General features: G+C 55.7%; 22 protein-coding genes and 1 pseudogene. 9 read left to right on the plus strand and 14 right to left on the minus strand.

Annotated features, from left to right (window positions below):
- Positions 1-116: 116 nt before the first annotated feature.
- The gene (gene dld, locus DFO52_RS05205) at positions 117-1,865 is read left to right on the plus strand and encodes a D-lactate dehydrogenase (protein WP_133549602.1); all 1,749 of its coding nucleotides are present in this window, start codon (positions 117-119) and stop codon (positions 1,863-1,865) included.
- Positions 1,866-1,977: 112 nt separating this feature from the next.
- The gene (locus DFO52_RS05210) at positions 1,978-2,532 is read left to right on the plus strand and encodes a GNAT family N-acetyltransferase (protein ID WP_047647278.1); all 555 of its coding nucleotides are present in this window, start codon (positions 1,978-1,980) and stop codon (positions 2,530-2,532) included.
- 93 nt (positions 2,533-2,625) lie between these two features.
- Here the strand turns inward: DFO52_RS05210 and pbpG are convergent, their stop codons facing one another.
- The gene (pbpG, locus tag DFO52_RS05215; RefSeq protein WP_023312453.1) at positions 2,626-3,549 is read right to left on the minus strand and encodes a D-alanyl-D-alanine endopeptidase; all 924 of its coding nucleotides are present in this window, start codon (positions 3,547-3,549) and stop codon (positions 2,626-2,628) included.
- Between the two features lie 167 nt (positions 3,550-3,716).
- Entirely contained in the window at positions 3,717-4,304 is a 588-nt protein-coding gene (locus DFO52_RS05220) for a Yip1 family protein (RefSeq protein ID WP_133549604.1), read from the minus strand.
- A gap of 157 nt (positions 4,305-4,461) precedes the next feature.
- Here DFO52_RS05220 and DFO52_RS05225 point away from each other — a divergent pair, with 157 nt between their 5' ends.
- Positions 4,462-5,034 carry a DedA family protein gene (locus DFO52_RS05225; protein WP_133549606.1) on the plus strand — a complete coding sequence of 191 codons (573 nt, stop codon included), beginning with the start codon at positions 4,462-4,464 and terminating at the stop codon, positions 5,032-5,034.
- Between the two features lie 87 nt (positions 5,035-5,121).
- Here the strand turns inward: DFO52_RS05225 and DFO52_RS05230 are convergent, their stop codons facing one another.
- From DFO52_RS05230 to DFO52_RS05270, 8 genes and pseudogenes are all read right to left on the minus strand, one after another.
- Positions 5,122-5,886, minus strand: a complete 765-nt coding sequence (locus DFO52_RS05230; RefSeq protein WP_080750219.1) for an SDR family oxidoreductase — start codon at positions 5,884-5,886, stop codon at positions 5,122-5,124.
- 50 nt (positions 5,887-5,936) lie between these two features.
- Positions 5,937-7,355, minus strand: coding sequence for a multidrug resistance outer membrane protein MdtQ (gene mdtQ / locus DFO52_RS05235; protein ID WP_133549608.1), 1,419 nt, complete (start codon positions 7,353-7,355; stop codon positions 5,937-5,939).
- A 326-nt stretch (positions 7,356-7,681) separates the two neighbouring features.
- Entirely contained in the window at positions 7,682-9,076 is a 1,395-nt protein-coding gene (gene ascB, locus DFO52_RS05245; protein ID WP_133549610.1) for a 6-phospho-beta-glucosidase, read from the minus strand.
- A 12-nt stretch (positions 9,077-9,088) separates the two neighbouring features.
- Positions 9,089-11,055: pseudogene (bglF, locus tag DFO52_RS05250) on the minus strand (PTS beta-glucoside transporter subunit IIABC).
- A 24-nt stretch (positions 11,056-11,079) separates the two neighbouring features.
- On the minus strand, positions 11,080-11,913 hold the full coding sequence (gene bglG / locus DFO52_RS05255; protein ID WP_032658940.1) for a transcriptional antiterminator BglG: 834 nt from the start codon (positions 11,911-11,913) through the stop codon (positions 11,080-11,082).
- Positions 11,914-12,079: 166 nt separating this feature from the next.
- Positions 12,080-13,426 carry a carbohydrate porin gene (locus DFO52_RS05260; protein ID WP_133549614.1) on the minus strand — a complete coding sequence of 449 codons (1,347 nt, stop codon included), beginning with the start codon at positions 13,424-13,426 and terminating at the stop codon, positions 12,080-12,082.
- A 302-nt stretch (positions 13,427-13,728) separates the two neighbouring features.
- Positions 13,729-14,661, minus strand: coding sequence for a tRNA dihydrouridine(16) synthase DusC (dusC, locus tag DFO52_RS05265; protein WP_133549616.1), 933 nt, complete (start codon positions 14,659-14,661; stop codon positions 13,729-13,731).
- Positions 14,662-14,702: 41 nt separating this feature from the next.
- Complete coding sequence (locus DFO52_RS05270) at positions 14,703-15,500, minus strand: helix-turn-helix transcriptional regulator (protein ID WP_133549618.1); 798 nt, start codon at positions 15,498-15,500, stop codon at positions 14,703-14,705.
- 59 nt (positions 15,501-15,559) lie between these two features.
- Here DFO52_RS05270 and DFO52_RS05275 point away from each other — a divergent pair, with 59 nt between their 5' ends.
- The 6 genes from DFO52_RS05275 to DFO52_RS05300 all read left to right on the plus strand — a co-directional run bounded on the left by DFO52_RS05275 (position 15,560) and on the right by DFO52_RS05300 (position 20,925).
- Entirely contained in the window at positions 15,560-16,276 is a 717-nt protein-coding gene (locus DFO52_RS05275; RefSeq protein ID WP_133549620.1) for a type 1 glutamine amidotransferase, read from the plus strand.
- A 191-nt stretch (positions 16,277-16,467) separates the two neighbouring features.
- Positions 16,468-16,863, plus strand: a complete 396-nt coding sequence (locus DFO52_RS05280; protein WP_023312463.1) for a CidA/LrgA family protein — start codon at positions 16,468-16,470, stop codon at positions 16,861-16,863.
- Positions 16,860-17,555 carry a CidB/LrgB family autolysis modulator gene (locus tag DFO52_RS05285; RefSeq protein WP_029740398.1) on the plus strand — a complete coding sequence of 232 codons (696 nt, stop codon included), beginning with the start codon at positions 16,860-16,862 and terminating at the stop codon, positions 17,553-17,555. The genes DFO52_RS05280 and DFO52_RS05285 overlap by 4 nt, the downstream gene beginning before the upstream one ends.
- A 129-nt stretch (positions 17,556-17,684) precedes the next feature.
- A complete protein-coding gene (gene cdd, locus DFO52_RS05290) occupies positions 17,685-18,569 on the plus strand; it encodes a cytidine deaminase (RefSeq protein WP_059347044.1) in 885 nt (294 codons plus the stop codon).
- A gap of 126 nt (positions 18,570-18,695) precedes the next feature.
- Positions 18,696-19,412 (plus strand): outer membrane permeability protein SanA, encoded by a 717-nt coding sequence (sanA, locus tag DFO52_RS05295; protein WP_008500918.1) that lies wholly within the window; start codon positions 18,696-18,698, stop codon positions 19,410-19,412.
- 124 nt (positions 19,413-19,536) lie between these two features.
- Positions 19,537-20,925: a glutamine synthetase family protein gene (locus tag DFO52_RS05300; RefSeq protein ID WP_133549859.1), complete on the plus strand. Its 1,389-nt coding sequence runs from the start codon at positions 19,537-19,539 to the stop codon at positions 20,923-20,925.
- Positions 20,926-20,974: 49 nt separating this feature from the next.
- Here DFO52_RS05300 and mglC read toward each other — a convergent pair whose 3' ends face one another.
- The 4 genes from mglC to galS all read right to left on the minus strand — a co-directional run bounded on the left by mglC (position 20,975) and on the right by galS (position 25,917).
- Entirely contained in the window at positions 20,975-21,985 is a 1,011-nt protein-coding gene (gene mglC, locus DFO52_RS05305; RefSeq protein WP_029740401.1) for a galactose/methyl galactoside ABC transporter permease MglC, read from the minus strand.
- A 15-nt stretch (positions 21,986-22,000) separates the two neighbouring features.
- Positions 22,001-23,521: a galactose/methyl galactoside ABC transporter ATP-binding protein MglA gene (mglA, locus tag DFO52_RS05310; protein WP_032658961.1), complete on the minus strand. Its 1,521-nt coding sequence runs from the start codon at positions 23,519-23,521 to the stop codon at positions 22,001-22,003.
- A 79-nt stretch (positions 23,522-23,600) separates the two neighbouring features.
- The gene (gene mglB / locus DFO52_RS05315; RefSeq protein ID WP_023312468.1) at positions 23,601-24,599 is read right to left on the minus strand and encodes a galactose/glucose ABC transporter substrate-binding protein MglB; all 999 of its coding nucleotides are present in this window, start codon (positions 24,597-24,599) and stop codon (positions 23,601-23,603) included.
- 295 nt (positions 24,600-24,894) lie between these two features.
- The gene (galS, locus tag DFO52_RS05320) at positions 24,895-25,917 is read right to left on the minus strand and encodes an HTH-type transcriptional regulator GalS (RefSeq protein ID WP_029740403.1); all 1,023 of its coding nucleotides are present in this window, start codon (positions 25,915-25,917) and stop codon (positions 24,895-24,897) included.
- Positions 25,918-26,056: the final 139 nt, after the last annotated feature.

Consider the following 26,056-nt stretch of genomic DNA (forward strand, 5'->3'; position numbering starts at 1 on the left):
ACCCTCGAAACGTTGCAGGGTTATTCTCTGATTTTTCTCGTGAATACTCGACCGCTTAACAGTTAATCGCGCTATGCTTTACAGCGAGAAATTTGCCCCACCACAAGGAGTGGAAGATGACTTCTGTTCGAACAAACGATAACACGGCTTTTATTAACGAACTGTCGCGCCTGGTTGGCTCCTCTCACCTGCTTACCGACCCGGCCAAAACCGCCCGCTACCGTAAAGGCTTCCGCTCCGGTCAGGGCGAGGCGCTGGCGGTGGTCTTCCCCGGCACGCTGCTGGAGCTGTGGCGCGTCCTGAGCGCCTGCGTCGCCGCCGACAAGATTATTTTAATGCAGGCCGCCAATACCGGCCTGACCGAAGGCTCCACGCCGAACGGCAACGATTACGATCGCGACATCGTGATTATCAGCACCCTGCGCCTCGACAAGCTGCACCTGCTGGATAAAGGCGAGCAGGTGCTTGCGTTCCCCGGCACGACGCTTTACTCCCTGGAAAAAGCGCTTAAGCCGCTGGGCCGTGAGCCGCACTCGGTGATTGGCTCCTCCTGTATTGGCGCCTCGGTGGTCGGTGGGATCTGCAATAACTCCGGCGGCTCGCTGGTGCAGCGCGGGCCTGCCTACACCGAGATGTCGCTGTTTGCCCGTATTGACGAAAACGGCAAGCTGACGCTGGTGAACCATCTGGGCATCGATCTCGGCGTGACGCCAGAGCAGATCCTCAGCAAGCTTGACGACGATCGCGTGAAGGACGAAGACGTGCAGCACGATGGCCGCCACGCGCACGATCACGACTACGTGACCCGCGTGCGGGATATCGATGCCGATACGCCAGCGCGCTACAACGCCGACCCGGACCGCCTGTTTGAATCCTCCGGCTGCGCCGGGAAGCTTGCCGTTTTTACCGTGCGTCTGGATACCTTCCCGGCAGAGAAAAAGCAGCAGGTGTTTTACATCGGTACCAATCAGCCTGACGTTCTGACCGAAATTCGTCGTCATATTCTGGGCGAATTTACCCATCTGCCGGTCGCGGGCGAGTATATGCACCGGGACATTTACGACATCGCCGAGCGTTACGGCAAAGATACGTTCCTGATGATCGACAAGCTCGGCACCGACAAAATGCCGTTCTTCTTCACCATGAAGGGCCGCACCGACGCGATGCTCGATAAAGTGTCGCTGTTTAAACCCCACTTCACCGACCGCTTTATGCAGAAGCTGGGCAACGTTTTCCCGGCGCATCTGCCGGAGCGAATGAAAACCTGGCGCGATAAGTACGAGCACCACCTGCTGCTGAAGATGGCCGGAGACGGGATTGCCGAAGCGCAGACCTGGCTGACCGAATTCTTCAAAACCGCCGAAGGGGATTTCTTTGCCTGTACGCCGGAAGAAGGCAGCAAAGCCTTCCTGCACCGTTTCGCCGCAGCGGGAGCCGCCATCCGCTATCAGGCGGTGCATTCCGAAGAGGTGGAAGATATTCTGGCGCTGGATATCGCCCTGCGCCGTAACGACACCGAGTGGTTTGAGCACCTCCCGCCGGAAATCGACAGCAAGCTGGTGCACAAGCTCTATTACGGCCACTTTATGTGTTATGTCTTCCATCAGGATTACATCGTCAAAAAAGGGGTCGATGCGCACGAACTGAAGGAGCAGATGCTCGCCCTGCTGCGCGAACGCGGCGCACAATATCCTGCGGAACATAACGTCGGGCATCTTTATAAAGCCCCTGACGCACTTAAGCAGTTTTATCGCGAGAATGACCCTACAAACAGCATGAACCCCGGCATTGGTAAAACAACGCGGAAGAAATACTGGAAAGAAGAGGCAGATGCGGTGCAGCGCGTAACGCAAGCGTCTGATTAATTCCTACAGCCAAATTTGAGAGATTGTTTAGCGTGCCTTAATCGTAATAGAGTGACGCTCTGACGCCGGAGGAACGTTTCTCCGGCATTCTATAACGAGGAGCAGGCACATCATGTCGGCTATTGATGTTTTATCCGAGACCGAACTGGAAGTGCGCGATGCCCTTCCCGATGATGTGCATGCCATCGCCGCCATCTATGCCTGGCATGTGCTGCACGGGCGCGCGTCATTTGAAGAAGTCCCCCCTACCATCGACGAAATGCGTCAGCGTATGAAAAGCGTGGCTGAGAGCGGTTTGCCGTGGCTTATCGCGCTTTATCGCGGCATCGTGGTGGGCTACTGCTACGCCACGCCTTACCGCCCGCGACACGCCTACCGCTATACCCTGGAAGAGTCGATTTACGTGGATGCCAGCATCACCGGGCGCGGTTTTGGCTCGGCATTAATGGATGCGCTAATCGCCCGCTGCGAGCAAGGCCCGTGGCGTCAGATGATTGCCGTTGTGGGAGATGGGAACAATAATTCCGGCTCGCTGCGGCTGCATAAAAAGCACGGTTTCGTGATTGTCGGTCAGCTGCGCAGCGTGGGCTATAAGAAAGGCGACTGGCGGGATACGGTGATTATGCAGCGCTCGCTCAACGATGGGGACTGGACGCTGCCGGAATAAAAGCAAAACGGTAACTGGGTTACCGTTTTTTGTGTTTTCTCCCTCTCCCTGTGGGAGAGGGTCGGGGTGAGGGCATCATCGCGCACAAACGACTCAGTCGTTCTGCGCCGTCGCCATCTGTTCCGCTTTCTGCTTTTTATACGTCAATGCTGCGGCCGGAACGGGCTGCACTTTCCCGGTTTCAATCCAGGTACGCAGACGGCTCGCGTCCGCGAAGTGGGTATATTTGCCGAAGGCATCCATCACCACCAGCGCCACCGGCTTACCGTTAAACACGGTGCGCATCACCAGGCAGTGTCCTGCCGCGTTGGTAAAGCCGGTTTTCGTTAACTGAATGTTCCAGTTATCGCGGTATACCAGATGGTTAGTGTTGCGGAACGGCAGCGTATAGGCCGGGTTCGCAAAGGTCGCCATCTCTTCACGGGTGGTGCTGAGCTGACCAATCAGCGGATACTGCTTGCTGGCAATCAGCAGTTTCGTCAGATCGCGGGCCGTGGAGACGTTGTTGATCGACAGTCCCGTCGGTTCAACATAATGCGTATTGGTCATTCCCAGCGCTTTGGCTTTCGCGTTCATCGCGCGGATAAAGGCGTCGTAGCCGCCCGGATAGTGGTGCGCCAGGCTCGCCGCCGCACGGTTTTCAGACGACATCAGCGCCAGCAGCAGCATATTTTTACGGCTGATTTCACTGTTCAGACGCACGCGAGAGTAGATCCCCTTCATCTCCGGCGTGTGGCTGATATCCACTTTCAATTTTTCGTCCAGCGGCAGATGTGCATCAAGCACCACCATCGCGGTCATTAATTTGGTAATCGAGGCGATCGGGCGCACCAGGTCCGGATGGCTGGCGTAAATCACCTTATTGGTGTTGAGATCGACAATCATCGCGCTGCCGGACGCAATTTGCGGCTGAGCAGCGGCGGCGGTCACCGCGGGCGTTTTAGCGACGGCCGGCACGGCAGCGGACGCGCCCAGCAGCAGCGCCAGGCTAAGTAAAGAGACTCGGAATTTCAGCATGGTGAGACTTCTGATAATTATTCACGCACGTAATGACGTACACCGCCTGTATCAACGGATAAACACAGGCTGGCTTCGGCATCATAGCGGTCACCGGGCGTTGTCGCCAGCGGATAATCGTGAACAGATGCTGCATTGCTGGCATTTACGCCAGCAATGCAGTGAACTCAGAAGAGACGGTATCCATAACCCCAAAGAATAACCGTCAGCGCCAGTAGCGCCTCCAGCACCAGCACCCCGATAGCGAGTGTTGAACTGGAAAAACTCAGGCCTTCTTCTTTATTGATATTCAGGAAGGTTGGAACCCCCAGATACAGCAGATACCCGGTGTAAAAGAGGGCAATGGTACCGATCAGCGCGCACAGCCAGACCAGTGGATAGAGCGCAACAATACCGCTTAAGAACAGCGGGGTCGCGACATATCCGGCAAAGACCATACAGTGCGCCAGCGATGGACGTTGCGGGTAGTTACGCGCCATCCAGTGAATGACGCGCCCCATTACCGCCACACCCGCCAGCATCAGGCCATAAAAAACGATGGCCAGATAGAGTCCGGTAAACCAGGAAAGCTGAACCACGGTGCCATCACCGAAGTTCCAGCCGATTTGTGTTGTTCCGATAAAGGCGCATATTACCGGCACCACAGCCATCAGCAGCACATGGTGCGTGTAATGATGCGAGACCGTTTCGTTCTCACTTTTAATGACATGCATTTCACGATCGGGATGGGAGAAAAGTCCCCAGACATGGTTCATAGCGCCCCCTTGTTGTCGGCCCGTCAGCGATACCTTAAGTATAATGCAGGCTTTAGATTATTTTCTGTACAGTGGGAAATTTCCGTTGATTTCCCCGCTGTTGATTCATGGGGTATATGATTAAACGAGGTAAGCAGAGGGAGATAACATTCACGTAATGGATATTAACGCACTTATTGAACAATATGGATATGCCGCGCTGGTCATCGGTAGCGTGGCAGAAGGTGAAACCATCACGCTGTTAGGGGGCGTCGCCGCGCATCAGGGATTGCTGAAATTCCCGCTGGTCGTCGCAGCGGTCGCGCTCGGCGGAATGATTGGCGATCAGCTGCTCTACTTTCTCGGGCTGCGCTTCGGTCCCACGCTGCTTAAGCGTTTCGCAAAGCATCAGAAGAAAATCCGTCGTGCTCAACGGCTCATTCAGCGTCATCCCTATCTGTTCGTCATCGGCACGCGCTTTATGTATGGCTTTCGCATTATCGGGCCGATACTGATTGGCGCCAGCCATCTGCCGCCAAAAATTTTCCTGCCGCTCAATGTTCTTGGTGCGATTGCCTGGGCGCTGATCTTTACGACGCTCGGCTACGTAGGGGGCGAAGTGATTGGCCCGTGGCTGCATAATCTCGACCAGCACCTGAAGCACTGGGCGTGGCTGATTCTGGTGGTGGTGGCGGTGATTGGGGTCAGGCTGTGGCTGAAGCATCGGGAAAAGACGCGGGATGAGGAGTAGCCGGGTGCGGCCTGATGCCCTCACCCTAACCCTCTCCCACAGGGAGAGGGAACTAAAAACACCCTCTCTCACAGGGAGAGGGGGAACCTACCCCTCCGGCTTAAACTGCGGGTTAGCCAGCATAAAGCCCCCGTCGACAATAAAAGATTGCCCCGTCGTGTAGCTGGCGTCGCTGTCGCACAGCCACGCGACCAGGCTGGCAATCTCTTTGGTGTGGCCCGGTCTTGCCAGCGGGATTTCCGGCATTGAGCCTTCCTTCACTTCGCTGTCGTCCATGTCGTTCATCGGTGTGGCAATGGCACCCGGCGCGACGGCGTTCACCAAAATGTTGTGTTTAACCAGTTCCATCGCCATGGATTTGGTTAACCCGCCGAGCGCGTGTTTTGCTGCCGTGTAGGCGCTCGCCTCCGGCAGCGGCGTGTGCTCGTGCACCGAGGTAATGTTCACAATCCGCCCTCCTTTCCCCTGCTTCACCATCTGCCGGGCGGCAATTTGTGAACAGAGAAACGCGCCGTCCACGTCGACGGTGAAAATGTTCCGCCAGTCGTCAAACGGCATCTCAAGGAACGGCGCTTTGGTCATCGCACCCGCATTATTGACAAGCACGTCCAGCCGCCCGAAACGCGCAATCAGCGTTTCAATAGCCTTTGCGCCATCCGGCAGCGTGCTTAAATCAAGATGGATAGCCTCTGCGCGCTGCCCCTGCGCTTCAACTTCGCGGCAGGTTTCCAGCGCTCCTTTTTCATCCGAGTGCCAGGTGACGCCAATATCAAACCCGCGCTCTGCGAGCATCAGCGCCGTGGTTTTACCAATCCCGGAATCCGATGCGGTCACTATCGCTACTCTGGTCATACTCACCTCCTGAAAAACTGCAAAGAGGTAAGTATAGATAATGACCATTTTTAGCCATGATGATAGCCGCCGCCCAGCGCCGACGTCAGCTGCAGCGTGGCGTCGACATACTGGCCTTTCAGCAACAATCCGGCGAGGTCTTCCCTGAGTGCCGGGATCCTGGCTTCACTGACCCGCGAGCCCGCAACGATCCCCGCGCTGAAACGCGCCTGCGCCAGCGTCACTACCCGCGCCGCATCTTTTTCAACCTGCTGCTGAAGGCGGTTCTTCGCCGTCAGCGTTTCGACTTCACTGGCCGTGCGCGCCACCTGATTGACCGCTTCGACCACCGCTTTGTTGTAGTTTGCCACCGAGAGATTATTTTGCGCCTGGGCGATATCCAGGCTGGCGTTCAGCCTGCCGCTGTCGAAGATCGGCAGCGTCAGCCCGGCGGTCACGCCCATCTGCTGCGCTGAAGCGCGAAACAGATCGCTCAGATGGAGGGCATCCTGCTGTAGGAACGCCATCAGGTTCACGTCAGGATAGAAAGCCGCTCTGGCGGCCTCCACCTCGCTCATGGAGGCTTCGATATACCAGTGCGCCTCCTGAAGATCCGGACGGCGTGCCAGCAGTTCATAACCGAGCGTCGGCGGTAACGAGGCGTCTACCGTCGGCAGCGCATGCCGCGTAAGCGTCACGGAGGAAGAGTTCGTCAGCGCGACCAGGCGCGCCTCTACAGCTTTCATCTTCCCGTTGACTTCTGCCAGCTGCTCTTCGGTTTTGTTGGCGTTGATATCGGTTTCCACACCCTCCACGGAGGAGGTGATCCCGTGCTGATACAGCTCGCGGTCGGCGCCGATTATGTTGTCCTGCTCATGTTTGATCTGCGCGAGAACCTCCCCCGCGGCGGCCTGAGTTTGCCACTCCCAGTAGATCCGCGCCACGCTGCTGGCCAGCAGCTGGCGGGTTTGCTCCAGCTCCGCTTTTTGCGCATTCACTTTGCCAATCCGGGCCTCGACCCGGGCGCGATTTTTCCCCCACAGATCGAGCTCCCAGCCAGCGGTCAGGCCGAAGGTGCCGTTGGTGTACCACGGCCCGGTGGTGCCTGCAGCCGGGTCGGTAAGGGCAAAAGGCCCCATCAGCCCTTCGGCGGACATTTTCTGGCGTTCCGCATCGGCGGAAAAATCAATCTGCGGACCGTCAGCGGCCATTGCGGCTTTGGCCTGGGCTTCGGCAAGCGTAATGCGCTGGCGGGCAATCTGCATATCAGGTGCATCGCTCAACGCTTTCGCAATCAGCCCGTTAAGCTGGGGATCGTTATACGCTTTCCACCACTCATTTTTCGGCCAGTCCTGATGATTCAGAACCGTATTCACCGACGCCGCAGCGGTTTGCGTTTTAATGGGAGACACCGTGGCATGTTCAGGCGCACAGGCTGCCAGAATAAAAACGAAGGGTGCGCTCAGAGATAAAATAAGAGAACGTTTCATTACGCCATACACTCAAAAAATAAAGGCGCACGTTACGCTCGATATCGTTCATTTTTTTAGTAACGCGTGGCAATCCGCAAATTGTCATACATTTTAATACCCGGAAATTTATTCCCAAAGAGAATGATTAAATCCAATGCATTCACGCCAAATATAAATACGCTGCTACACTTATTCAGGACATACATGAGCGGGAGAAAGGAATGAAAATATTACTGTGGGTTATTTTAATTATATTTCTGATAGGGCTCTTAGTGGTCACCGGCGTATTCAAGATGATTTTCTGATCTATTTGCCCGGCTCTGCGCCGGGCAACGTCCCTGATATCAGACTTTCAGCGAAGCCCCTTTCGTCGCAATAACCTCTTTATACCAGTAGAAGCTTTTCTTACGGCTGCGCGCCAGCGTGCCTTTTCCGCTGTCATCGCGATCGACGTAAATAAAGCCGTAGCGCTTAGAGAGTTCAGCTTTAGACGCGCTCACCAGGTCGATTGGCCCCCAGCTGGTATACCCCATCACCTCAACGCCGTCGTCAATCGCTTCACGCACCTGCACCAGGTGGTCGTTAAGGTAGCTGATGCGATAGTCATCCTGCACCACGCCGTTCGCATCCGGTTTATCCTTCGCCCCCAGGCCATTTTCCACGATAAACAACGGCTTCTGATAGCGATCCCAGAGCACGTTTAACAGGGTACGCAGGCCGATGGGGTCAATCTGCCAGCCCCATTCGGAACTTGCCAGATGCGGGTTAGGCACCATGCTCAGGATGTTGCCGCGCGCCTGCTGGTTGAGGGCCTCATCCGCGGTGACGCAGCCCGTCATGTAGTAGCTGAACGAGATAAAATCGACGGTCGATTTCAGCGCCTCGCGGTCGGCATCCGTTACCTCAAGCTGAATACCGTTGTCGCGGAAAAAGCGCTGCATATAGCCCGGGTAGGCGCCACGGCACTGCACGTCGCCAAAGAATTGCCACGCGCGGTTTTCCTGCAGCGTCTCCAGTACATCTTCCGGCTTGCAGGTCAGCGGATACATCAGGCCGCCCAGCAGCATGTTACCGATTCTGGCATCCGGGATAATCTCGTGGCAGGCCTTCACGGCCAGCGCGCTGGCCACCAGCTGGTGATGGATCGCCTGATACACCTCCCCTTTACTGCTGGTTTCCGGCAGGCCCACGCCGGTCATCGGCGCGTGCAGAGACATATTGATCTCGTTGAAGGTCAGCCAGAGCTTCACCTTCTCCTTGTAGCGCGAAAACACGGTACGGGCGTAGCGCTCGAAGAACCCAATGGTCTGGCGGCTGCCCCACCCGCCGTACTGCTTCACCAGTCCCCACGGCATTTCGTAATGCGACAGCGTCACCAGCGGGGTGATGTTGTGCGCGGCCAGCTCGTCAAACAGCCGGTCGTAAAACGCCAGCCCCGCTTCGTTAGGCTGTTGCTCGTCGCCGTTCGGAAAAATGCGGGTCCAGGCAATGGAGACGCGCAGGCAGCTAAAGCCCATCTCAGCGAACAGTTTGATGTCTTCCGGGTAGCGGTGATAGAAGTCGATGGCGACGTCCTTGATGCCGCTGTCGCCCGCCACGCGCTCAACCACCGGGCCGAAGACACCCTGCGGCTGAACGTCTGAGGTGGACAGCCCTTTGCCATCCTCCAGATACGCGCCTTCTACCTGATTCGCGGCAACCGCGCCGCCCCATAAAAAATCGTCCGGGAAAGTTTTCATCACGTTCTCCTGTTATTGATGGCTTACGCTGAGTAACGGCGCACCGGCGTTGACGGACGTTGCCGCCACGGTCACCACGTCACGATACTCATCGCTGTTACTGATAATGATCGGGGTCGCCAGGTCGTATCCGGCATCGATAATCGCCTGTCGGTCAAACTCCAGCAGCAGATCGCCGGGCTGCACCTTGTCGCCCACCTTCACGTGGGCGGTAAACGGCCTGCCGTCGAGCTTTACGGTATCGATACCCACGTGGATCAACACTTCAATCCCGCTGGTGCTGAGCAGGCCGATGGCGTGTTTGGTCTGGAACAGAGAGGCCACCACGCCGGCAAACGGGGCCACCACTTTGTTATCGGAGGGAATAATCGCGGCACCGCTGCCCAGCAGGCCGCTGGCAAACGTGGTATCCGGCACCTGGTCAAGCGCCAGAACGGTCCCGCTCATCGGGGATAAGACATCGTTTTCCCCTGCCGTAACCGCAGCTTCCGGCGCTGCGCGTCCCGGCATGCCCGCCGCCAGCGTCAGGCCGCAGCTCAGCACCAGCGCTACCGCGGTGCCGATCACGCCGCCCCACAGCGTGGCGTTTACCCCACCCGGCGGAATCATCTGGGCGATGGTAAAGATATTGGCGAAGCCGAAGGAGTAAACGTGGGTATCGCTGAAGCCGACAATCGCCCCGCCGATAGCCCCCGCCACGCAGCCAAAGATAAACGGGCGGCGCAGCGGCAGGTTTACGCCATAAACGGCCGGTTCGGTAATACCAAATATCCCTGCCGTTACCGATGAACCCGCGAGCATCTTCTGACGGGCATCGCGGGTACGCAGGAAAATCCCCAGCGCTGCCCCTACCTGACCAAACACCGCGGGCAACAGCATCGGCAACATGGAGTCATGCCCCAGCACCGCCAGGTTGTTAATCATCAGCGGCACCAGCCCCCAGTGCAGGCCAAAAATAACGCAGACCTGCCACAGCGCGCCCATCGCCGCGCCCGCCAGCCACGGTGCCAGAACGTAAATACTCTGATAGCCGTTCGCCAGCATCTGGCTCAGCCAGGTCGCCAGCGGCCCGATCGCGAGGAAGGTCAGCGGCACGGTTAATCCTAAGCAGATCAGCGGCGCGAAGAAGTTTTTCATCGAGGAAGGCAGCAGCCTGGTGCTCTGTTTTTCCAGCCAGCAGCTCACCCACGAGGCGAGAATAATCGGGATCACCGACGAGCTGTAGTTAAACCAGGTGACAGGAATGCCCAAAAAGGCGTCCGATACCGCGCCCGGCTGCTGGCTGGCGTTAAACGCCGCAATCATCATCGGATGGGTAAGCGCCCCGCCGATCACCATGGTAATAAACGGATTGCCGCCGAATTTTTTCCCGGCGGTATAGCCCAGCACCAGCGGGAAGAAGAAGAACAGCGCGTCGCTGGCGGCGAACCAGATTTTATAGGTGCCGCTTTCGATGGTGAGCCAGCCGCAGACAACCGCCAGCGCCAGCAGCCCTTTCAGAATACCGGACGCGGCCAGAATGCCGATAAACGGGGTGAAGATCCCCGAGACGATGTCAATCAGACGGCCCAGCAGATTACCCTTTTCGCCCCTCTCTTCCGCGACGGGCGCGTCATCGGTAAGGCCTGCTTCATTGCGCACCGCCTGCCAGACGTCGTGAACGTGGTTGCCAATCACCACCTGAAACTGGCCGCCGCTTTCGACCACCATGATCACGCCCGGGTTTTTCTTCAGCCCGTCCGCATCCGCCCGTTGATTCTCTTTCAGTTTGAAGCGAAGCCGGGTCGCGCAGTGTACAAGACTGACGATGTTCTCTTTTCCGCCAACGTGGCCGAGAATATCCTTCGCTAAAGCCTGGTATTCCATCTCGATTTCCTTACATCCGATGCCTGCAGGCACCTGTTGACTGAGTATAAAAAATAAAAAAACCCGAGAACGACCTTCTGACGAAGGCCGCGCTCAGGTTTTGCCTGCGAGATGCAGTAACAATCCTGTTTTGAGGCTTAACGCCCCTCTTTTCTCACCCGCTCAATATGAATGGCGAGGAACATAATTTCTTCGGTCGTCAGCTCACGCTGATAGCTTTTGTTCAGGTGCTGGGCGATTTTCTCGGCGCATTTCCACGCTTTCGCGTAGTTGTCTTTTACCGCGGTATGCAGCGAGACATCGTCATCTTCCACCACGGTGCGGGTCAGCATCCGCTGGGCAAAAAACTTCAGGTGGGTGACAAAACGCTGATAGCTGAGCGAGTCTTCATCGTACTCAAGCTGCAGCTGATACTTCACCAGCTGCAGGATCTCCTGCATCACCCGCGTCACGTGCATCACTTCCGGCATTTCGCTGTTCAGCTGCGCGGTGACCAGATGCAGCGCGATAAACCCGGCCTCATCCTCCTCCAGCTCGACGTTCAGGCGTCTGGCGATAATGGCCCGCGCCTCCTGCCCTAATTCGAACTCCTTCGGATACAGCCGTTTAATATCCCACAGCAGCACGTTTTTGATGGCCAGCCCGTTCTTCTGCCGCTCAATCGCAAAGTAGCAGTGATCGGTAAGGGTGATATACAAACTCTCCTGCAGCTTGCCCAGCCGCTGCGCCGCCAGCCCGATGATGCGGTCGCAGGTGGTCATCACCTCCAGCGGAATTTGACTCAGCAGCTCCCCAAGTCGACGCACCAGTTCATCGCTTTGTAACGCAAACACCTTTTCAACCAGCGCGGTATCCAGCGCTTCGCCGACGCGCTTCTGAAAGGCCAGCCCGCGGCCCATCACAACCTGTTCGCGCCCGCGCTCATCCTGAACAACCACCACGTTATTATTGAGTATCTTGGCGATTTTCATCTGAACCCCAGAAACAAAAAAACCTGACCTCCGGCAGATGCCAGAAAATCAGGTTTTGCCTGCCTAAGCAGTAACAATCCAGTTCTGGCACTCTATCAGTTTCATTCATAGCCTCAATGCATCACGCGTCAGAAACGTGACGCGGATCGAACTTGCTACGGTGATATCAGAAGCTCACCACCGTTTTCAGCTCGGTAACCCAGGCATCCTGGGTGCGACTGACGCCGCCGGGATGGTGCCAGTACTGAATGCCCGGCTGCAGTTCAAGCCACGGCACTGGACGAAAACGGTAGTAAAACTCGCCGTTCAGGGAGTGGCCCGGCACCGGACGATACGCCGGATCGTTATAGTCCGACACGCCGCTCAGGCTGTTCATATAGCGCTGATTGCGGGCGTACTGGCTACTCATATCAATCCAGGTCAAGCCAAAGCCAATCCAGTCTTCCGGTCGCGCGTCAAACAGCCCGCGGTAGCGCAGCGAGGCGGCGTAAACCTGGTGCATATAGTTAGTGCTCTGATCCGCAAGGCTCATGCTGAAAGAGGTGCTCAACCCACGATTCGGATCGTCCTGATGCTGCGTAAGCTGCTGGTTTAGTCCGGCGTACATGAACCAGGTCCGGCTGTGGGTTTCAAACCCGTCCGGATCCGTCGCGCCCGCCCCGCCGGATTTGCCGCGATAGAGATCGGTTTGCGGCGCGTTGGTAAACACCACGCCCAGGTTGTACGCGCCCGGCAGGCCGTTAACCAGCGGACGCGCTTCGATTTCAACCGGCAGTAAAACCCCTTTGCTGCCCTTCGTCGACCAACTCCAGGCGTGGCTGCGGCTGGAGGCCTGCGGATTTTGCTCCATCACGCCGCCCTTCAGGGTCAGCGTCGGCGTTAATTTATAGGCAAGCGTGGTGCCCCAGGTGTGAACGTTCCAGTTGTTCCACGTCAGCGAGTTGGCTGACTTCCCGCCGCACTGCGAAAGCAGCTGGAAATCACAGGGGATGATTTGATCGAAGGTCTGCACCTTGTTCATCATCCCGATGCGCCAGGTGAGGCGTCGGTCATCAAAGCTGCGGGCAAAGGTCAGCCAGCCCAGACGGGTAATCGACTGCCCGCCCCAGCTCTCCTGGGTCAGGTCGTTAAAGTTGACGCGAGGGTCCTGCACGCGTTTGGTGGTGAGGTCGTCATTGTGGTTACGGTTGACGATGTTCCCTTCGATACGCGCGTCCGGGATACCGCTCCAGCGCTCAAGATCCTGGTTGAAGGTCAGCGCAAACTGGTCGATATACGCCACGTGGGAGTCGTGGTTATATCCGCCACCGCCGTTCCAGCCAATTTCATTCAGGTATCCGAGGTTATAGGTAAAACCGTTATCGTTTAGGATTTTACGTATGCCGAGCATTTCGCCCAGAACAGGCTCCGGCGGAGCCTCAAACCCTAATACCGTTCCGTTCCAGTCCTGCGCCATTGACAGCGGGGATATCGTCAATAAGGCGAACGCATAGAGTTTATTTTTATATGCCATAATAACAACCTGTGATTGAGTATTTTGTGCGTAACCGGCCGCAGGAAATCTTTCTATTTCCTGTCGATATTTCATTTTTTTAAAATCAGTAAAAAGCGCTAAGCCAAATGTCTCTCCTGCGTAAACGACAGGCAAAAAAAAACCTAAGCGCTCCACAGCGAGAAAGCTGTGAAACGCTTAGGTTTTGCCTGTTAACCAGTAACAATCCTGCGTTGAAAACAGTGGCACCTTAACACCGTCGCGCCACGTTGAAAACCTGAACTGTTTTCTGGTTTAAAAAAGTGTGAGCAATTTAACGCTTATTATTTTGACTGAATTACCCGGGCAATATCAGCAGAAGTCTGTAATGTCCGAATCTCCTGAAATAACCCCAGCGCTTCATCGTACTCTTTGCGTAAATAGCTCAGCCACTGTTTAATTCGCGCGACGTGATACAAGCCGGTGTCGCCCTGCTTTTCCAGACGGCTGTATTTTTGCAGCAGCGTAACGACGTCTGCCCACGGCATCCGCGGCTCGTTATATTTCACCACCCGGCTGAGGTTAGGTACATTCAGCGCGCCGCGACCTATCATTACCGCATCGCAGCCGGTGGCGTTCAGACAGGCCTGCGCGCTCTCGTAATCCCAGATTTCGCCGTTGGCGATCACCGGAATGGTGAGGCGTTTGCGGATCTCACCGATCGCCAGCCAGTTAATGCGCTCGGCTTTGTAGCCATCCTCTTTGGTGCGGCCATGCACCACCAGCTCGGTGGCCCCGGCCTGCTGCACCGCATCGGCGATTTCAAACTGCCGCGCGTCGCTGTCCCACCCCAGGCGCACCTTAACCGTCACCGGCAAATGCGAAGGCACGGCCTCACGCATCGCCTTCGCACCGCGGTAAATCAGCTCAGGATCTTTAAGCAACGTCGCTCCGCCGCCGCTGCCGTTCACCAGCTTCGACGGACAGCCGCAGTTGAGATCCACCCCGTAAGAGCCCAGCTCAACCGCGCGGGCGGCGTTTTCCGCCAGCCATTCAGGATACTGGCCGAGCAGCTGAATACGCACCAGCGTGCCGGAAGAGGTCCGGCTCTGGTTGTGCAGCTCGGGGCACAGGCGGAAGAAGGATTTTACCGGCAACAACATATCGACCACGCGCAGAAACTCCGTCACGCAGAGATCGTAATCATTCACCTCGGTCAGAAGCTCGCGCACGAGGGAGTCGAGCACGCCTTCCATTGGGGCCAGTAAAACACGCATAGCAGTACCTGTGAAAAAAGACGCGCTATAGTAGCCGCTCTCTATATCGCTGGGAAGCGCTTCTGTTCAGGGAGAAAATCAGCCGGCGTTGCCCCGACAACGGCGCGAAACGCCGCCGAAAATGCCGCCTGCCCGGAAAACCCCAGCATCCAGGCCACCTGTTTAACCGGGTATCCGTTGGCGAGCAGGTCCAGCGAGGCACAAATCCTTGCTCGCTGTCGCCAGGCCCGGAAGCTAAAGCCGGTATCTTTGATAAACGCGCGTGAGAATGTGCGTTCAGACATCGCGGCCTGTTCCGCCAGCCTTTCCATCGAAACGTCCCAGAGATTGCTGGTAATGATGTCACAGGCAACGCGATGTAACCGCTCATCCACCGGCATCGGTAATTCGGCCGAAATCTGCTGCGCCTCGCTGAGGATTTCGAGCAGCAAAACGGCCATGCTGCGCTGGCTGGCTGGCTGGTATTGCGCACTGAACAGCCCGGCAATCAGCTCTTTGAACAACGCTGTCGCCGTAATCACGTGAACCTCTTCTTTCCGTTTAAAAGGCTCGCATTGCGATATCAGCGCCGGGCTAAACCAGACCGCGCGGAGCTCCGTTGTGGATAACACGCTGTAGGTGTGCTCCTGAAAGGGAGGGATCCACAGCGCGCGCTGTGGCGGTATGACCCAACGCTTATTGCCGGTTTCGACCAGCATCACCCCTTTGATGGCAAACAAAAGCTGCCCCTGTGGATGCCGATGAGGCGGATCCACTTCGCCGCGCGTATAGCTAATTGCCCCTCTGGACCATCCGATGGCGTCGTCGTGAATTGGCGTTTTATCGATAACGGTTGGCATTTCACATTCCTCCCTTCCTCTTATGATGCTGCTTGTACACGTAACCGGAGAGAGACGCAATGCACATTCATTTTATCATTCATGAACATTTCGAAGCGCCAGGCGCCTATGAAATCTGGGGGAAAAATCGCGGCTGTAGTATGAGCTACTCCAGAGTTTATCATGGCGATCCGTTACCCGAGGATCTGCAGAGCACAGACTTGCTTATCATCATGGGCGGCCCGCAGTCACCTGCCACCACGCTTAAGGAGTGCCCCTGGTTTGATGCGCAGGCGGAAATGCGGCTCATAGGCCGCGCAATAGAGGCGGGTAAAACGGTGATTGGCGTTTGTCTGGGCTCGCAGCTTATCGGTGAAGCGCTGGGCGCAGCGTTTTGCCATAGCCCGGAAAAAGAGATCGGCAAATTTCCCGTCAGGCTCACGGATGCAGGCAAGGCGAACCCGCTGTTTGAGGATTTTGGCCACGAGCTGAACGTCGGTCACTGGCATAACGACATGCCAGGGTTGACGCCGCAGGCTAAGGTGCTCGCTTACAGCGAGGGCTGTCCCCGTCAGATCGTGCAATATGGCGAACGGGTTTACGGTTTTCAGTGCCATATGGAACTGACGCCGGAGGTCGTTGAGCTGCTGATTGAACATTCGCAGAACGATCTCCGCCGCGCGGCTGAATTTCGTTTTATCGAAACGGCGGAAAAACTTCGCTCGCATGATTATCGCGAAATGAATCAGGTGCTGTTTTCTTTTCTGGATAAACTCGCCGCCCAATACGATGCCTGACTCAGAGGCATTTCACTGGCTCGTCACTTCGCCACCGCACTCCCTTTCCTCTAAACTGTAGCCTGCCCCTGTGCGGTGATACCGGACGTTCCATCCTGGAATGTCTGGTATGCTCAAATTTCATGATGTGATCCGTGGCACATTTTTAGGTTTAATTGTATGATGAATGCGTTTCAGCAAGGACTATCACCATGAGCAAATCATTGAACATTATCTGGCAATATCTGCGCGCATTCGTTCTGATATACGCCTGCCTGTATGCCGGGATATTCATCGCGTCGCTGCTGCCCATCGTCATTCCCGGCAGCATTATCGGTATGCTGATCCTCTTTGTTTTGCTGGCGCTGCAAATCCTGCCCGCAAAATGGGTCAATCCCGGCTGCTTCGTCCTTATTCGCTACATGGCGCTGCTTTTCGTGCCTATCGGCGTCGGGGTCATGCAGTATTTTGACTTGCTCAAGGCCCAGTTCGGCCCGATTGTGGTCTCCTGCGCGGTCAGTACGCTGGTGGTTTTCCTTGTGGTGAGCTGGAGTTCGCATCTGGTGCATGGCGAACGTAACGTGGTCGGGGAGAAAACAAAAAAATGATGGCCAATATCTGGTGGTCGCTGCCGTTAACCCTGGCGGTGTTCTTCGCCGCGCGCAAGCTTGCCGCACGTTTTAAAATGCCGTTGCTGAACCCGCTTCTGGTGGCGATGGTGGTGATCATTCCGTTCCTGCTGCTCACCGGCATTCCTTACGAACGTTACTTTGCCGGCAGCAAAATTTTAAACGACCTGCTGCAGCCTGCCGTTGTGGCGCTCGCCTTTCCTTTATATGAGCAGCTCCACCAGATCCGCGCCCGCTGGAAATCCATCATTACCATCTGTTTTGTGGGCAGCCTGGTGGCGATGATCACCGGCACGTCGGTAGCGCTGTTGATGGGGGCCTCTCCGCAGATTGCCGCCTCTATTCTGCCTAAATCGGTGACCACGCCTATCGCGATGGCAGTGGGTGGCAGCCTTGGCGGGATCCCGGCCATCAGCGCGATGTGCGTCATTTTCGTCGGTATTCTCGGGGCGGTGTTTGGTCACACCCTGCTGAACGGGATGCGTATTCACACTAAAGCGGCACGGGGACTGTCAATGGGGACCGCCTCCCACGCCCTGGGCACCGCCCGCTGTGCGGAGCTGGACTATCAGGAAGGGGCGTTTAGCTCCCTGGCGCTGGTGATCTGCGGGATTATCACCTCCCTGCTGGCCCCGTTCATTTTCCCGCTGATTCTGGCGGTGATGGGCTAAAATTTGCGATGCGTCGCGCAAATTTCATTTTGATTTCATAAGTTGCATACACAATGAGAAGTGGATCACATATAAAGCCCTGACGGCTCCGTAAACTACCGATCCATTAACCTTTATGAGGCAAACGCCATGCACCCACGTTTTCAAGCTGCTTTCGCCCAGCTTGCAGAGAATTTGCAGTCAGCCCTGGCTCCCGTTCTGGCAGATGCACACTTCCCCGCCCTGCTGACCGCGGAGCAGGTCACGATGCTGAAACAGGCAACGGGACTGGACGAAGACGCGCTGGCTTTCGCACTGCTTCCTTTGGCTGCCGCCTGCGCGCGGGCCGATCTCTCCCACTTTAACGTCGGGGCCATTGCGCGCGGCGTCAGCGGAACCTGGTACTTCGGCGGCAATATGGAGTTCCTGGGCGCGACCATGCAGCAGACCGTTCACGCCGAGCAGAGCGCCATCAGCCACGCCTGGCTGCGCGGTGAAAAAGCCCTGAGCGCCATTACCGTTAACTACACCCCCTGCGGTCACTGCCGTCAGTTTATGAACGAGTTGAACAGCGGGCTGCAGCTGCGCATCAACCTGCCAGGCCGCGCGCCGCACACGCTGGGGGATTATCTGCCTGACGCGTTTGGCCCGAAAGATCTGGAGATCAAAACGCTGCTGATGGACGAGCAGGACCACGGTTACGCCCTGTCCGGCGATGACCTGAACCAGGCGGCCATTCGCGCGGCCAACAAAAGCCACACTCCGTACAGCAAGTCCCCGAGCGGCGTGGCGCTGCAGTGCCGCGATGGCCGGATCTTTAGCGGCAGCTACGCGGAAAACGCCGCGTTTAACCCAACCCTGCCTCCGCTGCAGGGCGCGCTTAACCTGCTGAGCCTGAACGGCTATGACTATCCGGACATTCAGCGCGCTATTCTGGCAGAAATTGCCGATGCGCCGCTGATTCAGTGGGATGCGACCGCCGCGACGCTTAAAGCGCTGGGCTGCACGACGATTGACCGCGTACTGCTTGCGTAATCCTTCCGGCGGGCAGAAATGCCCGCCAGTTTGCTGAAAAACCCCTCAGTTGAGTCGCTGTTTCTTGCGCTAACCAGGCGGGTAAAGTAGCCTGAGTTAAATTTCATCCACGAACGAGCCATCTCCATGTTAAAGCGCGTTTTTTACAGCCTGTCTGTCCTGGTCGGCATACTGCTGTTGATCGTGCTGGGTCTCGACCGCTGGATGAGCTGGAAAACCGCCCCCTACATCTTTGATGACCTGCAGGACCTGCCCTATCGTCAGGTTGGCGTGGTTCTCGGCACCGCCAAGTATTACCGCACCGGCGTGATTAATCAGTATTACCGTTACCGCATTCAGGGCGCGCTGAACGCCTACAACAGCGGCAAGGTGAACTACCTTCTGCTGAGCGGCGATAACGCCCTGCAAAGCTACAATGAACCGGTGACGATGCGGAAGGACCTGATTGCCGCGGGCGTGGATCCTGCCGATATCGTGCTCGACTACGCCGGATTCCGCACCCTGGACTCCATCGTGCGCACGCGTAAAGTCTTCGACACCAACGACTTCATCATCATCACCCAGCGCTTCCACTGCGAGCGCGCGCTGTTTATCGCGCTGCATATGGGCATTCAGGCGCAGTGTTACGCGGTGCCGTCGCCAAAAGATATGCTGAGCGTGCGCGTCCGCGAGTTCGGCGCGCGTTTTGGCGCCCTGGCCGATCTGTATATCTTCAAACGCGAACCGCGCTTTTTAGGCCCGCTGGTGCCGATTCCGGCGATGCACGAAGTGCCGGAAGACGCGCAGGGTTACCCGGCCGTCACGCCCGAACAGCTGCTGGATATGCAGAAAAAAGAGAAATAGCAGGGCCGCCTTTATACTTTCTTTACGCCGGGCCTGACGCTTTTTATCCCCCCTTTACGTCGGCTCTTTTAAGCTGAGTTCACTGCCGCTACGGCTTCATTGAAGAATGACTATGAACTCAATAATGAATGCGTTTTTCCTCAAAAGTCTCCGTCCGTATTTTAACTTTCCCGGTTTATCACTTCCTGGCGCACTCAATTCCGGTCTCTGGCTTGATGAAAAAATTGACGCCCTGCAGCACAACATTTCAGTGGAAGTGGCAGATTATCTGGAACGTTACCCGCAGACGAAACATGTAGACGTTTACCTGAACGATATCAACGGCACGATGCGCGGCAAGCGTCTGTCGGTGGAGAGCATGCTGAGCCTGGAAAAAGGCTGTTATTTTCCCCTTTCGGTCTACTCGATGGATCAGAAAGGAAAAATCGCCGCCCCGCTTCATGATGAGCCGGACCGACTCTGCGTTCCGGTCGCCGGCTCCCTGCGCCCCTGTCCGCAGGATCCGCAGCATAACGCGCAGATCCTGCTGACGATGAAAGACAGCGACGATACCCCCTGCCCGCTTGAGCCGCGCGTGATACTGCAGAACGTGCTGGCCCGCTTCCATCAGCACGGCCTCTTCCCGGTGATTGCACCGGAAATCGAGTTCTATCTGACGGGGCATGACGATCGGGATCCGAAAAATCAGGGCTGTTTTCACATGGATACTACGACAGCCCACGCGGCGCTGTTTGACGAGCTGGAACAGCTGGCGCACCTGCAGCGCATCCCGATGTGCGGGATCGTGGCGGAAGCCGAGTCCGGTCAGTACGAATTAAACCTGAAGCACAGCCATCGCGTCGTTGAGGTCTGCGATAACGTGCTGGCGCTTCGTCGCCTGACCCGATACGTTGCCGAAAAGCACGGCCTGCAGGCCAACTTTATGGCTAAGCCTTTCAGCCAGCTTTCCGGCAGCGGCCTGCACTTCCATTTCAGCCTGAACAATCGTCACGGCGAAAACGTCTTTGCTTCCCCGGTGAATGCGCTTAACAGCATGATGCGTTTGTGCATCGCGGGCCAGCTGGCGCTGATGCCCGCCTCTGTCGCCATTCTTGCGCCGGGCGTTAACGCGTTTCGTCGCCTGCGTAAAAACCTGACGGAGCCCGTATTTAACTCCTGGGGCTATAACACCCGCTCCGCCGCCCTGCGTATTCCCTGCTCGGATGACCACAACCGCCGTATCGAGTACCGGCTGGCCGGGGCCGATGCCAATCCGTATCTGGTGGCAGCCACTATCCTGACCGGTATGCTGTACGGGCTGGAAAACACCGACGACGAGGATTTGCCCGAACCGCAGCACGATCGTCCCGAGCTGCCGCTGTTTCAGCAGGAGGCGATTGAGACCTTTGCCCGCTGTCAGTACCTCACCGACAGCCTGGGCGACGCTTTTTCCGAACAGTGGGTCGCCTGCAAGCTCTCTGAACTCGACTGGTTTGAGCGCATTGTGACCCGAGAGGAGTCACAGCTGGCATAAGGCATAAAAAAGCCCGCTCGATGAGCGGGCCGGATAACGCGAGGAGCAATTACTTCTTACGCGCGTACTTCAGTGAATCCAGCGCAACCGCGAAGATAATGATGGCGCCTTTGATAATGTACTGCCAGTACGGGTTCACGCCGATATAGGTCAAGCCGTAGTTGATGACGGTGAAGATGATCACACCGGTCACCACGCCCAGTACGGTACCGACGCCGCCGCTGAAGGAGACGCCGCCCACCACGCAGGCTGCGATTGCATCCAGCTCGTACATAAAGCCAAGGTTGTTGGTTGCAGAGCCGATACGGCCCGCTTCCAGCATCCCGCCGAAGGCGTAGAACACGCCGGACAGCGCATAGATGAAGAGCAGGTTCAGGGCAACGTTTACGCCGGAGACTTTCGCCGCTTCCGGGTTACCGCCGATTGCGAAGATGTTTTTACCAAAGCGCGTTTTGTTCCACAGGATCCAGACGAAGGCCACCGCAATCAGCGCATAGAAGGTGATATACGACAGGCGGAAGCTGCCCAGCGCGATGAACCCTTGCGTAAAGGTCGAGAAGCCGCTGTCAAAACCCGAGATTGGGGAAGCACCGACAAAGTCGTAGTACAGGGAGTTAATACCGTAAACGATGATCATCGTACCCAGCGTGGTGATAAATGGCGTCACGTTCAGATAGGCGATGATAATACCGTTGATCAGACCAATCACCGCACCGATGGCGCAGACAATCAGGATCACCACGAAAATCGGCATGGTGGCCATTTCCGGGAAGACCTTGTTGGCGTTTTCCATCGACTGCAGCAGGGTTGCCGCGATAACTGCCGCCAGACCCACCTGGCGACCGGCAGAAAGGTCCGTCCCCTGGGTCACGATCAGGCCCGCCACGCCCAGCGCAATGATAATACGCACGGAGGACTGGGTCAGAATGTTACTCAGGTTCAGCAGGCTTAAGAACGTAGGGTCCTGGAAAATGATGATAGCCAGCAGTACTAAAAGAACAACGTAAATACCGCCTTCTTTCAGGTAAGTGAGAAAACTTTTTTTATTTAACGCACTCATGAGGAGCCCCTGATCTTAAAGGTGCAAAGACGCAAGACGCAAAATTTCGTTTTGCGTTGTCGTTTTGGTGTCAACAATACCGGCAACGAGACCATTGCTCATAACCAGAATACGATCCGTGATCCCTAACAATTCCGGCATTTCGGAAGAAATAATAATGATCCCTTTATTCTTTTTCGCCAGCTCGGCAATCAGCTGATAAATTTCAAACTTCGCGCCGACGTCAATACCGCGGGTCGGTTCATCCAGCATCAGAATTTCTGGCTGGGTTAATAACCAACGTCCGATAATGACTTTCTGCTGGTTACCGCCTGACAGCGAACCAATTTGGGTGCGGTGTCCTGGCGTTTTCACGCGCATGGAGTCAATAACCCATTGGGTATCGCTCTTCATGCGGGAGTTATCCAGCAGTCCGACTTTGTTTTTGTAATTGCGAATGTTAGAAATTAACGAGTTAAAGTTAATATCCAGATAGGCATAAATACCGGTCGAACGACGCTCTTCCGTCACCAGCGCAAAACCATTATTAATGGCTTCGTTGGCGTTGTGGTTGTTAATTTTCTTTCCGTGCAGCGTAATGGTGCCCTGAGCTTTCTCACGGATGCCAAACAGGGTTTCCACGATATCGGTACGTTTTGCCCCGACCAGACCGGCAATCCCCAGGATTTCGCCCTTGTGCAGGTCGAAGGAGACATCGCGAATAGACGGCTGACGTAACGAGGTCAGATTGCGCACTTCCAGGATCACTTCGCCCGGCTTGTTTTCTTTGTCCGGGAAGCGCTGGTTAAGGGAACGGCCGACCATCATGGCGATGATCTTGTCCATGTCCAGCCCTTCCAGCGGCTGCGTGGCAATCCACTGACCGTCGCGCAGGATGGTAATCTCATCGCACAGCTGGAAGATCTCTTCCATTTTGTGGGAGATATACACAATGCCGCAGCCGCGATCTTTTAGCTTACGAATAATGGTAAAAAGGTGATTAACCTCTTTTTCCGTTAATGACGATGTCGGTTCGTCCATGATGACGATTTTCGCATCATAGGAGAACGCTTTGGCGATTTCGATCATCTGCATCTGGGAGACGGATAATGTTCCCACGCGGGCGCGCGGATCGATATCAATATCCAGCTCATCGAAAATCGCTTTGGTGTCGCGATACATTTTTTCCTGATCGACAAAGACACCCTTGGTTGGATAACGCCCCAACCACATGTTATCCATGACTGAACGCTGCAGCACCAGGTTTAATTCCTGGTGAACCATCGAGATACCGTTTTCCAGTGCTTCTTTCGCTGAATGGAAATCGATCTCTTTCCCCTGAAAAAGAATGCTGCCAGAATCTTTTTGATAGATCCCAAAAAGACATTTTAATAATGTTGATTTACCCGCACCGTTCTCCCCCATCAGGGCATGAATAGAGTGAGGACGAACTTTTAAATTAACATTATCGAGTGCCTTAACGCCGGGAAATGACTTGTTGATACCGCTCATTTCCAACAGGTATTCACCGGATGACTGAGTATTTGTGCTGACCATAATTATACCTTGTTGGCCTCGCATATCGCGTTATAAAAGGGCGCAACGAATTGCGCCCAGTGGAGACAGTACCGCTAACTTATTTACCGATAAACTCAGCCAGGTTGGACTGGTCTACGCCCACGTAAGGTACGCGAACGATTTTGTTTTCAATTTTCCAGCTGGTGCCATCAGCCGCGCCTTTACCATCGGCCAGGTTTTTCGCCAGATCGAAGGTCGCTTTCGCCTGGTTGTTGGCATCGTTCAGAACGGTACCGGCCATCGCACCGGATTTAACCAGCGCCAGCGCTTCAGGCAGTGCATCTACGCCGAACACAGGAATGGAGGATTTGTTGTGTGCTTTCAGCGCTTCTACCGCACCCATTGCCATCGCATCGTTGTTCGCGATAACCACTTCGATTTTGTTCGCATTAGGGCCGGACAGCCACGCGTCCATTTTATCTTTCGCCTGAGCGGTATCCCACATCGCGGTATCTAACGCCAGCTGCTGGGTTTTCAGACCCTTGTCGTTCAGCTCTTTGATAACGTAAGTGGTACGGGCTTCAGCATCCGGGTGGCCGGGTTCGCCTTTCAGCAGCACGAACTGAATCTGACCGTCTTTGTTCAGGTCCCAGTTCGGGTTCGCCGCCCAGTGTTTTGCGATCAGATCGCCCTGAATAATACCGGACTCTTTGGAGTCGGTACCGACGTAATACGCTTTGTCGTAGCTATCTAGCGCTTTACGGGAAGGTTCTTTGTTGAAGAAGACGATTGGCACGTTCTGGCCGCGCGCTTTTTCAATAACTGTGCCTGCTGCAGCCGGGTCAACCAGGTTGATGGCCAGGGCTTTCACGCCTTTCGCCAGCAGAACGTCAATCTGGTCGTTCTGTTTGGACTGGTCGTTCTGGGAGTCGTTCATCAGCAGCTGAACGTCTGGCGCTGCTTTCGCATCTTTCTCAATCGCTTTACGCACAACAGACATGAAGTTGTCGTCGTATTTATAGATGGTCACACCAATACGGGTATCCGCAGCGTGCGCTGCTGCACCAAAAAGCATGCTTGCCATTACGGCAGACAGGGTCAACACCTTCTTATTCATGGTATCTCCGGTTTTTTTTATGCAGGGTAGTTCTTGTGAATAACGATCGGCGGGCAGGTGTTAATAAAACGTTACTGACAGCCGAAGTTCACTTATAAAATTTCTATCTTCCGTGTTCGGTAACGCTCCAGAAATGCGTTTTATTCGTTGTTTGCGGCACATTGGCTATAGTGAAAGTGAATAATCACCGTTACATAGCGTTTCAGCCCCTAAAACGCTGACATCATAGTCAGCGCCTTGTTAAGATACTGTGAATTTACTCACAGATTGAAAACGGTTACATCACCTGATGTAATCAGTTAGTGATCGGAACCACAATTTGCCGGGCCGCGACGGAGTGCCGACGCACTAAAGTTGGCATGAAACAGTGTGTTGCGCCCGGATCCAGCAGCCCTGCCGCCCCCTGTAACGCCAGCTCAGTCGCCAGTTTCGCCATAGAAGCAATGGGGTAACGCACCGTTGTCAGCTGCGGGTCGGTGTAACGGGCAATCGGAATATCATCAAAACCAATGAGTGATAAATGCTGTGGCACCGCAATGCCGTTATCTTTCAGCGCCGTCAGAGCTCCTGCCGCCATGCTGTCGTTATAGGCAAACACCGCAGTAAGCTGCAGGTTGCGGCCCAGCAGCTCCACCATTGCCGCCTCGCCGCCCTGCATGTCCGGCGTACCGGTGCCCGTCCAGCTTTCTGACGGCGTAATGCCGTGCTCTTTCAGGGCGTTTTGCCACCCCTCGCGCCGCAGGTCGTCATCTTCAATATGATGACTGGAAGCCAGATAGCCGATCCGCTGATGCCCGTTGTTTATGAGCATTTTCGTCGCCATCATGGCGCCGCTGACGTTATCCAGCCCGACGCAGCGGTGGGCATAGCCGGGGACGATGCGGTTGATCAGCACCATGCCCGGGATCTGATCCATAAAGCCGGTTAGCTCTTCATCGCTCAAGGCTTTTGAGTGGACAATCAAGGCGTTACAGCGCTGGCGGATCAGCACTTCGATGGCATGGCGCTCCTTTTCCGCCTCATGATAGCTATTGCCGATCAGGACATATTTCTGATGCTGCTGGGCGACCACGTCGACCGCTTTGACCAGCGCGCCGAAAAAGGCATCCGATACATCCATCACCACCACGCCAATGGTGTCGCTGACCTGCGTCGCAAGCGCCTGGGCATTGGCATTTGGCCGGTACCCGAGCTGGGTCACGGCTTTCATTACGGTTTCACGGGTTTCAGGGCTGACCAGCGCGCTATTGTTCAGCACGCGTGAGACGGTAGCCACAGAAACGCCCGCCTGACGGGCGACGTCACGAATGGTGATCATATTCACCATCCTTCAAAGGATTGCAGCAACTCACAGACACCCCCTGTGTTTAGCAAGGTGGCTATTTTGGCAGCGAGAGAAAGGGGACTACGTGAAGAAGCTCACACTCATGAAAACGCTTACATCCGTTTTGTTAATG

Origin of the sequence: Enterobacter sp. AG326 (assembly GCF_004362415.1) — a bacterium.
GTDB classification, from domain to species: domain Bacteria; phylum Pseudomonadota; class Gammaproteobacteria; order Enterobacterales; family Enterobacteriaceae; genus Enterobacter; species Enterobacter asburiae.

Excerpts from the sequence above, each read along its gene's own strand:
- dld (WP_133549602.1), top strand. The coding sequence starts at position 117 with ATGACTTCTGTTCGAACAAACGATAACACGGCTTTTATTAACGAACTG.
- DFO52_RS05210 (WP_047647278.1), top strand. The coding sequence starts at position 1,978 with ATGTCGGCTATTGATGTTTTATCCGAGACCGAACTGGAAGTGCGCGAT.
- pbpG (WP_023312453.1), bottom strand. The coding sequence starts at position 3,549 with ATGCTGAAATTCCGAGTCTCTTTACTTAGCCTGGCGCTGCTGCTGGGC.
- DFO52_RS05220 (WP_133549604.1), bottom strand. The coding sequence starts at position 4,304 with ATGAACCATGTCTGGGGACTTTTCTCCCATCCCGATCGTGAAATGCAT.
- DFO52_RS05225 (WP_133549606.1), top strand. The coding sequence starts at position 4,462 with ATGGATATTAACGCACTTATTGAACAATATGGATATGCCGCGCTGGTC.
- DFO52_RS05230 (WP_080750219.1), bottom strand. The coding sequence starts at position 5,886 with ATGACCAGAGTAGCGATAGTGACCGCATCGGATTCCGGGATTGGTAAA.
- mdtQ (WP_133549608.1), bottom strand. The coding sequence starts at position 7,355 with ATGAAACGTTCTCTTATTTTATCTCTGAGCGCACCCTTCGTTTTTATT.
- ascB (WP_133549610.1), bottom strand. The coding sequence starts at position 9,076 with ATGAAAACTTTCCCGGACGATTTTTTATGGGGCGGCGCGGTTGCCGCG.
- bglG (WP_032658940.1), bottom strand. The coding sequence starts at position 11,913 with ATGAAAATCGCCAAGATACTCAATAATAACGTGGTGGTTGTTCAGGAT.
- DFO52_RS05260 (WP_133549614.1), bottom strand. The coding sequence starts at position 13,426 with ATGGCATATAAAAATAAACTCTATGCGTTCGCCTTATTGACGATATCC.
- dusC (WP_133549616.1), bottom strand. The coding sequence starts at position 14,661 with ATGCGTGTTTTACTGGCCCCAATGGAAGGCGTGCTCGACTCCCTCGTG.
- DFO52_RS05270 (WP_133549618.1), bottom strand. The coding sequence starts at position 15,500 with ATGCCAACCGTTATCGATAAAACGCCAATTCACGACGACGCCATCGGA.
- DFO52_RS05275 (WP_133549620.1), top strand. The coding sequence starts at position 15,560 with ATGCACATTCATTTTATCATTCATGAACATTTCGAAGCGCCAGGCGCC.
- DFO52_RS05280 (WP_023312463.1), top strand. The coding sequence starts at position 16,468 with ATGAGCAAATCATTGAACATTATCTGGCAATATCTGCGCGCATTCGTT.
- DFO52_RS05285 (WP_029740398.1), top strand. The coding sequence starts at position 16,860 with ATGATGGCCAATATCTGGTGGTCGCTGCCGTTAACCCTGGCGGTGTTC.
- cdd (WP_059347044.1), top strand. The coding sequence starts at position 17,685 with ATGCACCCACGTTTTCAAGCTGCTTTCGCCCAGCTTGCAGAGAATTTG.
- sanA (WP_008500918.1), top strand. The coding sequence starts at position 18,696 with ATGTTAAAGCGCGTTTTTTACAGCCTGTCTGTCCTGGTCGGCATACTG.
- DFO52_RS05300 (WP_133549859.1), top strand. The coding sequence starts at position 19,537 with ATGAATGCGTTTTTCCTCAAAAGTCTCCGTCCGTATTTTAACTTTCCC.
- mglC (WP_029740401.1), bottom strand. The coding sequence starts at position 21,985 with ATGAGTGCGTTAAATAAAAAAAGTTTTCTCACTTACCTGAAAGAAGGC.
- mglA (WP_032658961.1), bottom strand. The coding sequence starts at position 23,521 with ATGGTCAGCACAAATACTCAGTCATCCGGTGAATACCTGTTGGAAATG.
- mglB (WP_023312468.1), bottom strand. The coding sequence starts at position 24,599 with ATGAATAAGAAGGTGTTGACCCTGTCTGCCGTAATGGCAAGCATGCTT.
- galS (WP_029740403.1), bottom strand. The coding sequence starts at position 25,917 with ATGATCACCATTCGTGACGTCGCCCGTCAGGCGGGCGTTTCTGTGGCT.